Annotated in this window: 16 protein-coding genes; 10 read left to right on the forward strand and 6 right to left on the reverse strand. The window is 70.2% G+C overall.

Going from position 1 to position 14,915, the window contains the following annotated elements; all coding sequences use genetic code 11:
- Window positions 1-268 precede the first annotated feature (268 nt).
- The 10 genes from AACZ35_RS06820 to AACZ35_RS06865 all read left to right on the forward strand — a co-directional run bounded on the left by AACZ35_RS06820 (window position 269) and on the right by AACZ35_RS06865 (window position 9,491).
- The gene (locus tag AACZ35_RS06820) at window positions 269-859 is read left to right on the forward strand and encodes a hypothetical protein (protein WP_339827480.1); all 591 of its coding nucleotides are present in this window, start codon (window positions 269-271) and stop codon (window positions 857-859) included.
- Between the two features lie 7 nt (window positions 860-866).
- Complete coding sequence (locus tag AACZ35_RS06825; protein WP_188665180.1) at window positions 867-1,421, forward strand: cob(I)yrinic acid a,c-diamide adenosyltransferase; 555 nt, start codon at window positions 867-869, stop codon at window positions 1,419-1,421.
- Between the two features lie 2 nt (window positions 1,422-1,423).
- Complete coding sequence (locus AACZ35_RS06830; protein WP_339827489.1) at window positions 1,424-2,341, forward strand: histone deacetylase family protein; 918 nt, start codon at window positions 1,424-1,426, stop codon at window positions 2,339-2,341.
- Window positions 2,342-2,416: 75 nt separating this feature from the next.
- Complete coding sequence (gene lptD / locus AACZ35_RS06835; RefSeq protein WP_339827491.1) at window positions 2,417-4,630, forward strand: LPS assembly protein LptD; 2,214 nt, start codon at window positions 2,417-2,419, stop codon at window positions 4,628-4,630.
- A gap of 28 nt (window positions 4,631-4,658) precedes the next feature.
- Complete coding sequence (locus AACZ35_RS06840; protein WP_339827493.1) at window positions 4,659-5,960, forward strand: peptidylprolyl isomerase; 1,302 nt, start codon at window positions 4,659-4,661, stop codon at window positions 5,958-5,960.
- A gap of 3 nt (window positions 5,961-5,963) precedes the next feature.
- Window positions 5,964-6,935, forward strand: a complete 972-nt coding sequence (gene pdxA / locus AACZ35_RS06845) for a 4-hydroxythreonine-4-phosphate dehydrogenase PdxA (RefSeq protein WP_339827496.1) — start codon at window positions 5,964-5,966, stop codon at window positions 6,933-6,935.
- Window positions 6,932-7,756, forward strand: coding sequence for a 16S rRNA (adenine(1518)-N(6)/adenine(1519)-N(6))-dimethyltransferase RsmA (rsmA, locus tag AACZ35_RS06850; protein WP_339827498.1), 825 nt, complete (start codon window positions 6,932-6,934; stop codon window positions 7,754-7,756). Before pdxA ends, rsmA begins: the two co-directional genes overlap by 4 nt.
- Window positions 7,757-7,765: 9 nt before the next feature.
- A complete protein-coding gene (gene apaG, locus AACZ35_RS06855; RefSeq protein ID WP_339827501.1) occupies window positions 7,766-8,146 on the forward strand; it encodes a Co2+/Mg2+ efflux protein ApaG in 381 nt (126 codons plus the stop codon).
- The gene (locus AACZ35_RS06860; RefSeq protein ID WP_339827503.1) at window positions 8,146-8,991 is read left to right on the forward strand and encodes a symmetrical bis(5'-nucleosyl)-tetraphosphatase; all 846 of its coding nucleotides are present in this window, start codon (window positions 8,146-8,148) and stop codon (window positions 8,989-8,991) included. The genes apaG and AACZ35_RS06860 overlap by 1 nt, the downstream gene beginning before the upstream one ends.
- Before the next feature lie 17 nt (window positions 8,992-9,008).
- The gene (locus AACZ35_RS06865) at window positions 9,009-9,491 is read left to right on the forward strand and encodes a hypothetical protein (protein WP_339827504.1); all 483 of its coding nucleotides are present in this window, start codon (window positions 9,009-9,011) and stop codon (window positions 9,489-9,491) included.
- Here AACZ35_RS06865 and AACZ35_RS06870 read toward each other — a convergent pair.
- From AACZ35_RS06870 to AACZ35_RS06895, 6 genes are read right to left on the reverse strand one after another with little or no spacing between them, the layout of a single operon-like run.
- Window positions 9,484-9,978, reverse strand: a complete 495-nt coding sequence (locus tag AACZ35_RS06870) for a dihydrofolate reductase (protein ID WP_339827515.1) — start codon at window positions 9,976-9,978, stop codon at window positions 9,484-9,486. The genes AACZ35_RS06865 and AACZ35_RS06870 overlap by 8 nt on opposite strands.
- Before the next feature lie 14 nt (window positions 9,979-9,992).
- Window positions 9,993-10,787: a thymidylate synthase gene (locus AACZ35_RS06875; RefSeq protein WP_339827506.1), complete on the reverse strand. Its 795-nt coding sequence runs from the start codon at window positions 10,785-10,787 to the stop codon at window positions 9,993-9,995.
- On the reverse strand, window positions 10,787-11,677 hold the full coding sequence (gene lgt / locus AACZ35_RS06880) for a prolipoprotein diacylglyceryl transferase (RefSeq protein ID WP_339827509.1): 891 nt from the start codon (window positions 11,675-11,677) through the stop codon (window positions 10,787-10,789). The genes AACZ35_RS06875 and lgt overlap by 1 nt, the downstream gene beginning before the upstream one ends.
- On the reverse strand, window positions 11,674-13,512 hold the full coding sequence (locus AACZ35_RS06885; protein WP_339827511.1) for a sodium:proton antiporter: 1,839 nt from the start codon (window positions 13,510-13,512) through the stop codon (window positions 11,674-11,676). Before AACZ35_RS06885 ends, lgt begins: the two co-directional genes overlap by 4 nt.
- A 35-nt stretch (window positions 13,513-13,547) precedes the next feature.
- Window positions 13,548-14,270 (reverse strand): TerC family protein, encoded by a 723-nt coding sequence (locus tag AACZ35_RS06890; protein WP_339827513.1) that lies wholly within the window; start codon window positions 14,268-14,270, stop codon window positions 13,548-13,550.
- Between the two features lie 15 nt (window positions 14,271-14,285).
- Window positions 14,286-14,669 (reverse strand): diacylglycerol kinase, encoded by a 384-nt coding sequence (locus AACZ35_RS06895; RefSeq protein WP_339827519.1) that lies wholly within the window; start codon window positions 14,667-14,669, stop codon window positions 14,286-14,288.
- Between the last annotated feature and the right edge of the window lie 246 nt (window positions 14,670-14,915).

Genomic DNA, 14,915 nt, shown 5'->3' on the forward strand with positions numbered 1-14,915 from the left:
GCCAGCGCCAGCTTGCGCTCGTCGAAACCGGGCGCGCCCGCCGAAGGCGCGCTGGCCTCGACCTGGCCGACACGCCAGCCGCGCCCGTCGAGCGCGCAGGCCAGCGCGCTGCCCACCAGGCCGCCGCCGAGGATGAGGATGTCGTGGTCGAAGCCGTCGTCACGTGACATGCCGCGCATGATACCCGCCCGGGGTGAGCGCCCGGCGATGGCCGGACACTTCCGCTAGAATGCCGGCCTGGCCGCTGCCTTGACGGAATCCTTAGCCCATGACCTCGAACACCCGCTCCCGCCTCGCCATCTTCGCCGCGCTCGCCCTGCTGATGGCGGCCACGCGCATGAACCACTTCGGCCTGGTGCCCGATGCGTCCTGGGCGGTGTTCGCGCTGGGTGGTTTCTACCTGGCGGGCAGTGTTCGCTGGGCCTTCCCGGCGCTGATGGTGCTCGCGGTGGCGGTGGACTACGTGGTCATCACCGGCACCGGCGCCAGCTTCTGGAGCCACTACTGCGTGTCGCCGGGTTACTGGATGCTGCTGCCGGCGCACTTCGCGCTGTGGGCGGCCGGCGCCGGCCTGCGCCGCTTCGGCCAGGACAAGCCGCTGCGCCAGCTGGCCGGCCTGGCGCCGGCGGTGCTGCTGGGCGTGGCCGTTTGCCACCTGTTCGCGCAGGGCGGCTTTTACTGGCTTTCGGACGCCGTGGCCAACCCCACCGTCGCCGGCTGGGCGAAAAACTACGCCGACTGGTTCATGCCTTACCTGGGCACCACAGCCCTGTACGTGGGCCTGGCCGTGCTCGTGCACGTGCTGGTGAAGCTGGTGAGCCGCGCCGGCGCCGCCAGCGCCGGCAAGCTGGCCGGCTGACCCGGCCATGGGCAACCGCCTGTCGAAGATCTACACCCGCACCGGCGACGACGGCAGCACGGGCCTGGGTGACGGCACCCGCGTCGCCAAGGACTCGGCCCGCGTCACCGCCTACGGCACCGTCGACGAAGCCAATTCGGCCATCGGCATCGTGCTGGCCTGCGACATCCCCGACGACATCCGCCAGGTGCTGGTGTCGGTGCAGCACCAGCTGTTCGACCTCGGCGGCGAGCTGTGCATCCCGGGCCACGCAGCCATCCACGACGCCGACATCGACCGCCTCGAAGCGCAGCTCGATGGCTTCAATGCCGACCTGCCGCCGCTCAAGGACTTCATCCTGCCCGGCGGCGGCCTGCCGGCCGCGCACTGCCACCTGGCCCGCACCATCTGCCGCCGCGCCGAACGCGAGACGGTGACGCTCTCGCACCACGACGCGGTGCGCCCGCAGGCCATCCGCTATCTCAACCGGCTCTCGGACCTGCTCTTCGTGCTCGCCCGGGTCCTGGCCCGCGCCAGCGGCCACGGCGAGACGACCTGGAACCACGAGCGCCGCAAAGGCTGAGCGTGCTGCTCTATACCCATCCGGCCTGCCTCTCGCACGATCCCGGCGCCGGGCATCCTGAATGTCCCGCCCGGCTTGAAGCCGTGCTGCACGCCGTGCGCGCCGCCTTCCCGGCCCTGCCCTGGCGCGAGGCGCCGGCCGCCAGCCGCGAGGCGCTGCGTCGCGTGCACGCGCCGTCGCTGCTGGCCGACGTGCTGGACGGCGACAACAGCGGTACGCGCCGCCTGGACGAAGACACGGCCATGTCGGCCGGCTCGGCCGAAGCCGCCGTGCGCGCCGCCGGCGCCGGCGTGGCTGCGGTGGACGCAGTGATGGCCGGCGAAGGCCCGCAGGCCTTTTGCGCCGTGCGCCCGCCGGGCCACCACGCCACCCGCGAGGTCGCGATGGGCTTTTGCCTGTTCAACTCGGTGGCGGTGGCCGCCGCGCACGCGGTGCACGCGCACGGCCTGCACCGGGTCGCGATCGCCGACTTCGACGTGCACCACGGCAACGGCAGCCAGGACATCTTCGCCGGCGACCCGCGGGTGATGTACCTCAGCTCGCACCAGTCGCCGCTTTATCCCAATACCGGCGACCCCGCCGAACAGGGCGTGGGCAACCTGGCCAATGCCACGCTGGCGCCCGGCGCCGACAGCGCGGCTTTCCGCGCCGTCTGGAAGGACCAGCTGCTGCCGCGCCTGGAAGACTTCCGGCCGCAGCTGCTGCTGGTGTCCGCCGGTTTCGACGGCCACCGGCTCGACCCGCTGGCCGACCTGGCGCTGGAAGCCGAAGACTACCGCTGGCTGTCGGCCGAACTGGCCGCCCTGGCCGGTCGCCACGCCGGCGGCCGCCTGGTGTCGCTGCTCGAGGGCGGCTACAGCCTGTCGGCGCTGCGTGCCTGCAGCGTCGCCCACCTGCAGGGCCTGCTCGACGCCCGCTGAGCCCCTGGCCACACGCCGTGTTGCCCCGCCCGGCGGCATGGGCGAAGCTATCGCGTCTTTTCCCCGGAAGTCCCCGTGCGCCGCCCAGCCCTTCGCCTGCTCCCGATTTGCCTGGCCATGGCCTGCGCCGCCCGCGCCCAGGACCCCGCCCCGCCCGCCTGGGAATACTGCCCCGACACCGGCACCCTGCCCCTGTACCGCCCGCTGCCCGTCGACGGCGCGGCGCCGGCCGACCCGGCCACGGACGTCAGCGCCCTGCACCTGGACGTGAGCGAACAGGAAGTGACGGTGCTCACCGGCGACGTCGAGTTGCAGCGCGGCGACCAGTGGCTGGGCACCGAGCAGCTGACCTACGACCACGGCAGGGAAACCTTCCGGACCGGCGGCCCGGCCCGCTACCAGGACCGCGGCCTGCGCCTGCGCGCGGCCAGTGCCCAGGGCGACCAGCGCGCCGACGTGGTGCAGCTGCAGGACGTCGACTACCAGTTCAACCAGCAGGCCGGCAACGGCCATGCCGACGCCATCGAACTGCGCGGCCAGGAAGGCACGCTCACCGGCGCCAGCTATTCGACCTGCCCGCCGGCGCAGCGCCAGTGGGAATTCCGCGCCAGCCGCATCGACGTCGACCAGGAAGAAGGCGTGGGCACCGCCCGCAACGCCACCCTGCGCGTGGGCGGCGTGCCGGTGCTGTGGCTGCCCTGGGTGCGTTTCCCGACCGACGATCGCCGCCGCACCGGCCTGCTAAGCCCGACCATCGGCCACGACGACCGCAACGGCTTTGAATACGAACAGCCGATCTACCTGAACCTGGCGCCGAACTACGACGCCACCCTGTCGCCGCGCTGGCTGTCCGACCGCGGCCTGATGCTGGGCGCGCAGTTCCGCTACCTGGGCCCGCGCGACGCCCGCGGCGAACTCGAAGGCACCTGGCTGCCCGACGACGACCTGACCGGCCGCGACCGCGGCCTGCTGCGCTGGCGCCATTACGACCGCCTGGGCCGGAACTGGAACCTGCGCGCCAACATCAACCACGTCAGCGACGACGAGTACTTCGCCGACTTCGGCGATTCCCTGCCCAACTCGACGATCACCCTGCTCGAAAGTTCGCTCGGCGTTTACGGCCGCGGCCTGGGCTGGGATGCCAGCCTGCAGGTGCAAAGCTGGGAAGTCGCCAGCCCGCTGCTGCCCGACTCCGCCGCGCCCTACCGGCGCCTGCCCGAAGCGCGCCTGCGCTGGTCCAGGCCCTTCGCGCGCTGGCTCGAGGCCGGCATCGATGCCGAGGCCGTGCGTTTTGAATCCGATTTCCGCGACGGCGGCAACCGCCTCGACCTGACGCCCTGGGTGCAGTTGCCCTTCGGTGGCGCGGCCTGGTTCGCGACTCCGCGCCTGGCCTGGCGCTACACCTCGTATTCGCTCGACCAGTCGCTGGTGCCGCCGGGCGGCGACAACAACCCCGACCGCAGCCTGCCGGTGATGAGCCTGGACATGGGCGCCTTCTTCGAACGCGAATTCAGCTTCGGCGACGGCAGCTACCTGCAAACCCTCGAGCCACGGCTTTATTACCTGAACGTGCCCTACCGCGACCAGGACCAGCTGCCGCTGTTCGACACCCGCCCGCTCACCTTCTCGTGGCCGGGCCTGTTCCGCGACAACCGCTTCGCCGGTGCCGACCGGGTCGGCGACGCCGACCAGGTCACCCTTGCGCTGACCAGCCGGGTGCTCAGCGCCGATGACGGCCGCGAACTGCTCAGCGTCGGCCTGGGCCGCACCCACTATTTCGACCCGCCGCGCGTCACCGTGCCGGGTGGCCCGCTGCTGTCGGACGAAGGTTCGTCCTGGGTCGCCGAGGCCAGCGTGTCCCCGACCGACCGCTGGTCCCTGGGCCTTGCCCACCAGTGGGACCCCGACGGCGAGCGCACCGAGCTTTCCGCCGTGCGCAGCCAGTGGCGCTTCGGCGACCGCGGCCTGGTCAACGCCTCCTACCGCTACCGCGCCGACCTGGTCGAACAGGCCGACCTGTCCTTCGTGCTGCCGATCCGCGAGCAGTGGACGCTGCTGGGCCGCTGGAATTATTCGCTGCGCGACCGCCAGAGCCTCGAGGCCCTGGCCGGCATCGAATGGAAGAGCTGCTGCGTCGCGGTGCGGGTGCTGGGCCGCCGTTATGCCCGTGAATTCAGCGACGAGCAGAACACCGGCATCTATCTTGAGATAGAACTGAACGGCGTCGGCAGCTTCGGCCGCAGCACGGCCCGCCTGCTTGATGATGCTATTCTTGACTATTCCCGTTGATACCCGTGGCGCCGGAGCCGCAGACTGCATGAACAACGCTTTCGCCCCCGTCCTGGCCGCCCTGCTGGCCCTGTCCACCGCCTTCGCGCCCGGTCCCGTCGCGGCCCAGGCCACCACGCCCATCGACTCGATCGTGGCCGTCGTTGACGAAGACGTCATCCTGCGCAGCGAACTCGACCGCGCCGTGGCCAACATCAGCGCCCAGTACGCCAGCCAGCCCGGCCAGCTGCCGCCGCGCGACGTGCTCGAACGCCAGGTGCTCGACCGCCTGGTGCTGGCCCGCCTGCAGCTGGCGCGCGCCCGCGACTCCGGCATCCGCGTCAGCGACGGCGAACTCGCCCAGGCCATCGAATCGGTGGCTTCGCGCAACCGCCTTACCCAGGACCAGCTGCGCGCCCGCCTGGTGCAGGACGGCCTGAGCTACGAAGAATTCCGCGACAGCCTGCGCGACGAACTGCTTATCGAACGCCTGCGCCAGCGCTACGTGCAGAGCCGCGTGCAGGTCAGCGAAGCCGAGATCGACCAGCTGCTGGCCGTGCGCGAAATCGGCGGCCCGGAAGTGCGCCTGGCCAACATCATCGTCGCCCTGCCCGACGGCGCCACGCCCGAAGACGTGGCCGCCGCGCAGAAGAAGGCGCGCGACATCAAGAGCGTGGTCGAACGCGGCGAGATCGACTTCGCCGCCGCCGCCATCCGCTTCTCGGACGCGCCCAACGCGCTCGAGGGCGGCAACATCGGCTGGCGCGCGCTCGACGCGATCCCGCCGGCATTCGTCGGCCTGATCCAGCAGCTCAAGCCCGGCGAGATTTCCGAGCCGGTGCGCGGCCCGGGTGGCTACCAGCTCATCCAGCTGGTCGAGACCCGCGAACAGGGCACCCAGACCCTGACCGAATACAACGCCCAGGGCCTGCTCATCCGCGCAACGCCGACGGTGCCGGCCGAAGCCGCGCGCCAGAAGGCCCAGGCGCTGCGCGACCGCATCGCCGCCGGCGAAGACTTCGCCAAGATCGCCCGCGAACATTCCGAAGACACGATGAGCCGCAACGACGGCGGCGACATGGGCTGGTTCCCGGTCAATGCCTGGGGCACGTCGGTGGGTTCGCAGCTCAGCCAGCTGCAGGATGGCGAGCTGTCCCAGCCCTTCCAGAGCGAAGTGGGCTGGCACGTCATCAAGCGCCTGGGCACCCGCGAACAGGACGTCACCGAACAGAACCGTCGCAACCAGGCGCGCGAGATCATCGCCCAGCGCAAGGCCGAAGAAGAGTTCGAACGCTTCATGCGCCAGATGCGCGCCGAAGCCTTCGTCGAGAGCCGCCTGACGGGCGCCTGAGCCATGCGACCGCGGCTGGCTCTGGTTCCGGGTGAGCCGGCCGGCATCGGTCCCGAACTCTGCGTACGGCTGGCCCAGCGCCCGCGCACGGCGCAGCTGCTGGCCTACGCCGACCCCGACACCCTGCTCGCCGCCGCGCAGGCCCTTGGCCTGCCGCTGCGCCTGCGTTCGCCGGGCCAGGACTGCAGCGAAGGCGAGCTGGCGCTGCAGCCGGTGCCGCAGGCGCGCCCGGTGCACTTCGGCCAGCCCGACCCTGCCAACGCCGCCGCCGTCATCGCCTCGCTGGAACAGGGCGCGGCGGCCTGCCTGGCCGGCGACTGCCAGGGCCTGGTCACCGGCCCGGTGCACAAGGCCAGCATCAATGAAGGCGGCTTCGCCTACTCGGGCACCACCGAACTGCTGGCACGCCAGGCCGGCGTCGACGTGGTGATGATGCTGGCCCGGCCCGGGCTGCGCGTTGCGCTGGCGACCACCCACCTGCCCCTGCGCGCCGTGCCCGACGCCATCAGCCGGACGTCCCTGGCGCGCTGCCTGCGCATCACCCACGCCGCCCTGCAGCGCGACTTCGGCATCGCCGCGCCGCGCATCGCCGTGCTGGGCCTGAACCCGCACGCGGGCGAAGACGGCCACCTGGGCCGGGAAGAAATCGACGTCATCACTCCCTGCCTGCAGGCGCTGCGCGCCGAAGGCCTGGACCTGGTCGGCCCGCTGCCGGCCGACACCGCCTTCCTGCCCGGCAAGCTGGCCGGCTTCGACGCGGTGATGGCCATGTACCACGACCAGGGCCTGCCGGTGCTCAAGCACGGCGGCTTCGAACACGCCGTCAACATCACCCTGGGCCTGCCCTACCCGCGCGTCGCGGTGGACCACGGCACCGCGCTGGAGCTGGCCGGCAGCGGCCGCGCCGACCCGTCCAGCCTGTTCGCCGCCACCGACCTGTGCACCACGCTCGCCGCCCGGAGGATCCCCGCATGAGCCCGTTCAAGGCACCGCCGAAAAAGAACCTGGGCCAGCACTTCCTCACCGACCGCCGGTTCATAGACCTGATCGTGCTGGCGGTGGACCCGCAGCCCGGCGACCGCCTGGTGGAAATCGGCCCCGGCCAGGGCGCCATCACCTTCCCGCTGCTGCGCCGGCACGGCGAACTGACGGTGATCGAGTTCGACCGCGACCTGATCACGCCGCTGATGGAAGCCAGCGAAGGCCTGGGCCGGCTCACCGTCATCCACAAGGACGTGCTGCAGGTCGACTTCGGCAAGCTCGCCTCCGACGACGGCCACGGCGCCGGCCAGATCCGCCTGGTCGGCAACCTGCCCTACAACATTTCCTCGCCCATCCTCTTCCACGCGCTCGAACATGCCGCGGCCGTCCGCGACATGCATTTCATGCTGCAGAAGGAAGTGGTGGACCGCATGGCCTGCGGCCCGGGCAGCAAGGTTTATGGCCGCCTGGGCGTGATGCTTCAGGCCTATTGCACCGTCACGTCGCTGTTCGACGTGCCGCCGGAAGCCTTCCGGCCGCCGCCGAAGGTGGACTCGGCGGTGGTGCGGCTGGTGCCGCTGCCGGCGGCCGAGGTCGGCATCGACGACCACGCCCTGTATGCCAGGGTCGTGCGCGACGCCTTCGGCCAGCGCCGCAAGACCCTGCGCAACGCGCTGTCGCAGGTTTGCAGCGGCGCCGACATCGAAGACGCCGGCCTGCGTCCCGACGCCCGCGCCGAACAGATCGCCGTGGCTGAATTCAAGCACCTGGCCAATCACCTGGCCGCGCTGCCCCCGGAGCGCCGTACTGCGTAGAATGGCGGCATGGACACGCCCCAGCACGCCATCCAGGTCGTCGTCGCCACACGATTCCTCGAAGACCAGTCGATTCCCGAGGATGACCGCTACGTCTTCGCCTACACGATTCGCATCGAAAACGCCGGCGAGGTGCCCGCGCGCCTGATCAGCCGACGCTGGCTGATCACCGACGCCAACGGCAAGGTGCAGGAAGTGCAGGGCGAAGGCGTGGTCGGCGAACAGCCCTGGCTGCGCCCGGGCGAAAGTTTCGAATACACCTCCGGGGCCGTGCTCGAAACGCCGCTGGGCACCATGCAGGGCAGCTACCAGATGCTGGCCGACGACGGCACCCGCTTCGACGCCGAGGTCTCGCCCTTCACCCTGTCCATCCCGCGGACCCTGCACTGATGGCCACCTACGCCATTGGCGACGTCCAGGGTTGTTACGACGCGCTGCAGCGGCTGCTGGAGAAGATCCGCTTCGACCCGGCGGTGGACCGCCTGTGGTTCTGCGGCGACCTGGTCAACCGCGGCGGCCAGTCGCTGGAAACCCTGCGCCTGGTGCACTCGCTGGCCATCCACAGCACCATCGTGCTGGGCAACCACGACCTGTCCCTGCTGGCCATCTCGACCCGCCGCGAAGTCGACCAGCGCAAGGTCAACCCCGACCTGCAGCGGGTGCTGTTCGCCGAAGACACCGAGGTGCTGGTGAAGTGGCTGCGCCAGCAAAAACTCTTCCACGTCGACCGCACGCTGAACTTCGCGATGGTGCACGCCGGGCTGGCGCCCAAGTGGACCATTGCCCTGGCCGAAGCGCGGGCCCGCGAGGTCGAGGAAAAACTGCGCGGCGACGGCTTCAACAAGCTGGTCAAGAACATGTACGGCGACAAGCCGGCCTGGTCGCCCAAGCTGATGGGCCCCGACCGCTACCGCGCCATCATCAACGTCTTCACCCGCATGCGTTATTGCACGCCGGGTGGCCGCATCGGCTTCGAGGACAAGGGCCGGCCCGGCACGCAGCGGCCCGGCGTGTACCCGTGGTTCGAAGTGCCGGGCCACGCCGAGCGCGAAATGCCGGTGGTGTTCGGCCACTGGTCGACGCTGGGCCTGTTCATGGGCCTGGGCGTTTATGCCATCGACACCGGCGCGGTCTGGGGCGGCAAGCTCACCGCGCTCGAGCTTGGCCCCGAACTGCGCCTGCACCAGGTGCCCGGGCGCAATCCGCCCGACAATGCGCCGCGCGGCGACGACTGAAACACAAGGAGACCCCCATGATCCGCCCCCTCATTTTCCTGCTGCTCGCCACCCTGGCCCTGCCGGTCGTCGCGCAGAACGCCGGCGGCGACGCCGTGGCCCGCGTGAACCAGCTCAAGGCCGCCGTCGCGCCCGGCAAGCAGATCTTCATGGCCCGCCAGCTGCAGCTTTCCAACGAAGAAGACGCCACGTTCTGGCCGGTCTATGACGCCCACCAGGCCGGCCTGGCCGACCTGGCCGAACGCCGGTCGCGCCTGCTGGCGCGGCACGCCGAACGCCTGGCGGCCGGCCAGGTGGACGACGGTGACATCGAGGACCTGGCCGAGGAAATGCTGGCCCTGGAAGCCGACGAAGCCGACCTGCTCGAGTCCACCTTCGCCCGCCTCGGCCGCGCCGGCATGCCGGTGGAAAAGGCCGTGCGCTACATCCAGCTCGAAAAGGACCTGCGCGCGCTTCGCCACTTCGAGCGCGGCAACGACGCCGACTACCGCTTCAACTGAGTCCGCCGCCGGCGCGCCGGTAGTCCACGAACTCAAACGCCAGCGCGTGCCGGTCATCGGCAGCGTGGGCCTCGCGCCAGACCGGCTGCCAGTCGGCCGGGTCGCAGGCCGGGAAAAACGCATCGGCCCCGTCCACCACGGTGTCCACGTGGGTCAGGTGCAGCCGGCTGGCCAGCGGCAGCGCCAGCGCATACACCTCGCCGCCGCCGATCACCATCAGCGCTTCGTCGTCGCAGGCGGCCAGGGCCCCGGCCAGCGTAGCCACCGGCTCCATGCCGGCGAAGGGCACGCGGCCCGAACGCGTCAGCACCATATTGCGCCGGCCCGGCAGCGCCCGCCCCAGTGATTCGGCGGTCTTGCGGCCCATCAGCAGGGGCCGGCCCAGGGTCAGCGCCTTGAAACGCTTGAGGTCATCCGGCAGGCGCCAGGGCAGCTGGTTGCCCCGGCCGATGCCGCGGGCGCGATCGAGCGCCGCGACCAGGTGCAACTCGGGCCGGCGGCTCACACCGCCACCGGCGCCTTGATGGCCGGGTGCGGGTCGTAGCCTTCGATGGCGATGTCCTCGAAGCGCATCGCGAACAGGTCGGTTGCTTCCGGCGCCAGCACCAGCCGCGGCAGCGGCCGCGGATCGCGCGACAGCTGCTCGCGGGCCTGCTCGACGTGGTTTGAATACAGGTGCGCGTCGCCCAGCGTGTGCACGAAGTCGCCCACTTCCAGCCCGCAGTGGCGCGCCACCATGTGCGTGAGCAGCGCGTAGCTGGCGATATTGAAGGGCACGCCCAGGAAAATGTCGCCCGAACGCTGGTAGAGCTGGCAGCTGAGCCTGCCGTCGGCCACGTAGAACTGGAACAGCGTGTGGCAGGGCATCAGCGCCATCTGCGGCAGCTCGGCCACGTTCCAGGCGCTGACGATCAGCCGGCGCGAATCGGGGTTGCGCCGGATTTCATCAACCACCCAGCGCAGCTGGTCGATCTCGCAGCCGTCGCTGCCGGTCCAGTGGCGCCACTGCCGGCCGTAGACCGGGCCGAGCTCGCCGTTTTCATCGGCCCACTCGTCCCAGATGCTGACCTTGTTCTCGCGCAGGTAGGCGACGTTGGTTTCGCCGCGGATGAACCACAGCAGTTCGTGGATGATCGAACGCAGGTGCAGCTTCTTGGTGGTGACCAGCGGGAAGCCCTCGGCCAGGTCGAAGCGCATCTGCCAGCCGAACACCGAACGCGTGCCGGTGCCGGTGCGGTCGGCCTTGGGCGTGCCCTTCTCGAGCACGTGCCGCAGCAGGTCGAGGTAGGCGCGCATCAGGCCTTCTCCGCCGGCGGCGGCACCGGCGCCAGCGTCGGCGAGCGGTGCGACAGCCACAGCAGGAACAGCCCCAGCGCGATCAGCGGCAGCGACAGCAGCTGGCCCATGGTCAGCCAGCCGAAGGCCAGGTAACCCAGGTGGGCGTCGGGTTCGCGCACGAACTCGACCGCGAACCGGAACAGGCCGTAGCCGAGCGCGAACAGTCCCGACACCGCGTAGCGCGGCCGTGGCCTGCGCGAGTAGAACCACAGCACCAGGCCCAGCACCAGACCTTCCAGCGCGGCCTGGTAGAGCTGCGACGGGTGCCGCGCGAAGGCATCGAGCGCGCCGCTGGCGTGCAGCGCGCGCAGCTGTTCGGCCGGCAGCGCCGCGTATTCGGGCGGCAGGCTGGCCGGGAACACCACGCCCCAGTCGCCGCCGGTCGGTTTGCCCCAGAGTTCGCCGCCGATGTAGTTGCCCAGGCGGCCGAAGCCCAGCCCGGCCGGCACCAGCGGCGCCACGAAATCCATGGTGTCGAAAAAATGCAGGCGCTGGCGCCGCGTCCACCAGGCCGCCGCCGCCAGCACGCCGAGCAGGCCGCCGTGGAAGCTCATGCCGCCTTCGTTGATCATCACCAGCATCAGCGGGTCGGCCAGGAAGGCGTCGAAGGAATAAAACAGCACGTAGCCCACGCGCCCGCCCAGGATCACGCCCAGCATTCCGTAGAACAGCAGGTCGCCAAAGCCGTCTTCGTCCACCCCCGGCAGGCGCCCTGCCCGCACCCGCCGGCGGCCCAGCCACCAGGCGGTGAAAAAGGCCAGGGCGTACATCAGCCCGTACCAGTGGATGCCGTGCGGCCAGAACGGCAGTTCCAGGGCCAGCGGATCGATATCGTGCAGGATCGTCATGGCGCTAGTGTGCCGGCCTCGTCCCCGTTGGTCGATGCCTGCGCCGGGCCGGGCGCTTCACGGCGGGTGCCCGGGTCGACCAGGGCGGCGACGACCCAGCCGGCCTTGGGCTCGAGCGGCACGTCCTCGGTCTCGAACATCAGGCGGCCGCGGTCGGTGATGGCGAACAGGCGCAGCGGCGGTTCGCCGTACTGGCCGATGAAATCCTCCCAGCCGAACTCCTCGCCCAGCTTGGTGGTCTTGATCTGCCAGCCGGCGGCCAGTCGCTTGTCGAGCTCGCCGTGGGTGATGCCTTCTTCGAACAGCGCCGGCGCCTGGATCGGCGCCGCCAGCGCCTGCCGCGGCGCTTCGCCGGGGGCCAGCACGCGCAGCCGCAGCACCCGCCCCGCCCCGAACTCGGGCCGGAAGCGCACGCAGGCCAGGGTGTTCATCTCGCCGCGCGTGGACATGGCCAGCAGCCAGCCGAAAGCGTTGAAGTCCACCGTGCGTTCGGCGTGCTCGGAAGCCGGGTTGCCATAGAAGGTCTTGAGCCCGGCCAGGCGCGCCGCCGCCAGGCCGCTCCAGTCGTCGTCGGCCAGCAGGACGCGGAAACCGGCCTTGTCCACGGCCTGGCCGATGGCGCGTGCCACCGGCGAGCTGCCCACCACCAGCACCTGGGTCGGGCTCGGCGCGGTGACCTTGAGCAGGCGTGCCAGCGGCCGAGACGTGGCGCTCTGCACCAGCACCGTGCCGATGATCAGCAGGAAGGTCAGCGACACCAGGGTCTGGGCCGCCACCGGGTCGTTTTCTTCCATGCGCAGCGCGAACAGGGCCGACACGGCCGCCGCTACGATGCCGCGCGGCGCGATCCAGGCCAGCAGCGCCCGCTCCGGCCAGTGCGTGGTTCCGCCCAGCGTCGACAGCAGCACCGCCAGCGGCCGCACCACCAGCATCGCCGCCGCCAGCACCAGCAGGCCCGTGCCCAGCAGCGGCAGGCCGGGCCACTGCAGGCGCGCCGCCAGCACGATGAAGAGCATCGAGATGATCAGCGTCGAGAGGTGTTCCTTGAACGAAAGGATGTGCTCGACGTCCAGGCCGCGCATGTTCGCCAGCACCATGCCCATGACCGTGACGGCCAGCAGGCCGCTTTCATGGGCCAGCAGGTTGCTGGCGGCATACGCGACCAGCACCCAGGCCAGGGTGCCGTAGTTGTGCAGGTACTCGGGCAGCCACTGCCGGCGCAGCACCGTGGCCAGCACCCAGGCCCCGGCCACGCCGATCACCGCCCCGCTGGCCACCGTCCAGGCGAACACGCCCCAGCCGCCGTTGCCATGGCCCAGCATCAGCGCCTCGAGCACCAGCACGGCCAGCAGCGCGCCGATCGGGTCGATGATGATGCCTTCCCAGCGCAGGATGTTGGAGATGCGCTCATTGGGCCGCACCGCGCGCAGCATCGGCATGATCACGGTCGGCCCGGTGACGCAGGTCAGCGCGCCGAACAGCAGCGCCACCGGCCAGGCCAGGTCGGCCAGGTAATGCGCGGCGACGGCCAGGCCCAGCATCGTGACGATCGCGCCGACGCTGACCAGGCGCAGGATCGTGGGGCCCAGGCCGCGGATCTCGCCCAGGCGCAGGGTCAGGCTGCCTTCGAACAGGATGAGCGCGACGCCGATCGACACCAGCGGGAACAGGAACTCGCCCAGCATCGCGTCCGGGTCGAGCCAGCCCAGGCCGGGCCCCAGGATGATGCCGGCGGCAAGGAGCAGCAGGATCGCCGGCAGCCGCAGCCGCCAGGCCGCCCACTGGCACAGGAATCCCAGCAACAGCAGCAATGTCAGGAACAGGCCGGTGGACATTCAGGCTCCGGGCTTGCAGGCACGGGCCGGCGCGCTCAGCCCGGTCTTCGCTGCTTGCGCTTGGCGATGATGTTCAGGGCTTCGACGCCGGCCGAGAAGGCCATCGCGAAATAGAGGAACTTGCGGTCGATGTGGAAATCGAAGCCGTCGGCGATAAGCGCCACGCCGACCAGGATGATGAAGCTCAGCGCCAGCATCTTCACCGTCGGGTGCCGGTCGATGAAGTCGCCGATCGGATTGGCCGCGAACAGCATCACCGCCACCGCCATCAGGATGGCCGCCACCATGACCCAGCGGTTGTCGACCATGCCCACCGCGGTGATGACCGAATCGAGCGAGAACACGATGTCGATGATGGCGATCTGGGCGATGACGTAACCGAATACCGCCGAGGGTTTGGTGCCGATGTCTTCTTCGTCGGCCTCGCCTTCGACCGTGTCATGGATTTCCATGGTGCCCTTGACCAGCAGGAACAGGCCGCCGGCGATCAGCACCAGGTCGCGCACCGAAAAGTCCATGCCGAACAGCGCGAACAGGTTGTTCTGCATGCTGGCCAGGAAGGCCAGGGAAAGCAGCAGCGCGATGCGGGTGAGGCAGGCCATGGCCAGGCCGAACCGGCGCGCGCGCGGCCGCTGTTCGGGCGGCAGCTTGCTGACCGCGATCGAGATGAAGACCAGGTTGTCGATGCCGAGCACGATCTCCAGCGTCGCCAGGGTTAGCAGCGCGATCCAGATCTCGGTGCTGAAAATCCAATCCATCGTCCAGGGTCCCGGTCAGAGATAACGTGGGCCGAGGATCAGTCCCCAGCAGGCCAAAACATTCAGGTCGGCCAGGAACACGGCGGCCGAGCCCATGTCCTTGGCGCGCCCGGCGAGTTCATGGTGTTCGACGCCCCAGCGGTCCACGACGGCTTCGACCGCCGAATTGAGCACTTCGACCACCAGCACGAGCACCATCGAGCCGACCAGGATCGCGCGTTCGACCCCGTCCGCGCCCAGCCACAGCGCCAGCGGCGCCAGCAGCACGAACAGGTACACCTCGAGCCGGAAGGAAGACTCGAGCATCCAGGTGGCGCGCAGGCCCTTGAGGGACCAGGTGAACGCCCGCCAGACCCGGAACGGGCTGCGGGGAACCAGGCTGTCGTAGCTGTCGGCCATCAGGGCTCGCGAGGGCATGCAAGGCGGCAATTCTGCCACATCCCTGCCTTTTGGCCTTGTGCGCTTGGTTGGCCGCCCGCACCATTGGCCTATCCGCAAATCGCCAGGAGCACCGCATGTTCAACGCCGAACGCCTGCTGGGCCAGCTGATGGGCCAGGCCATGGGGGGCCAGCTGGGGGGCCGGAAGAAGAAGCGCCGCGGTGGCCTGAGCCTGCCCAGCGGCGGCCAGATGGCCGTGGGCCTGG

The organism is uncultured Arenimonas sp. (genome assembly GCF_963976025.1).
Taxonomy (GTDB): domain Bacteria; phylum Pseudomonadota; class Gammaproteobacteria; order Xanthomonadales; family Xanthomonadaceae; genus Arenimonas.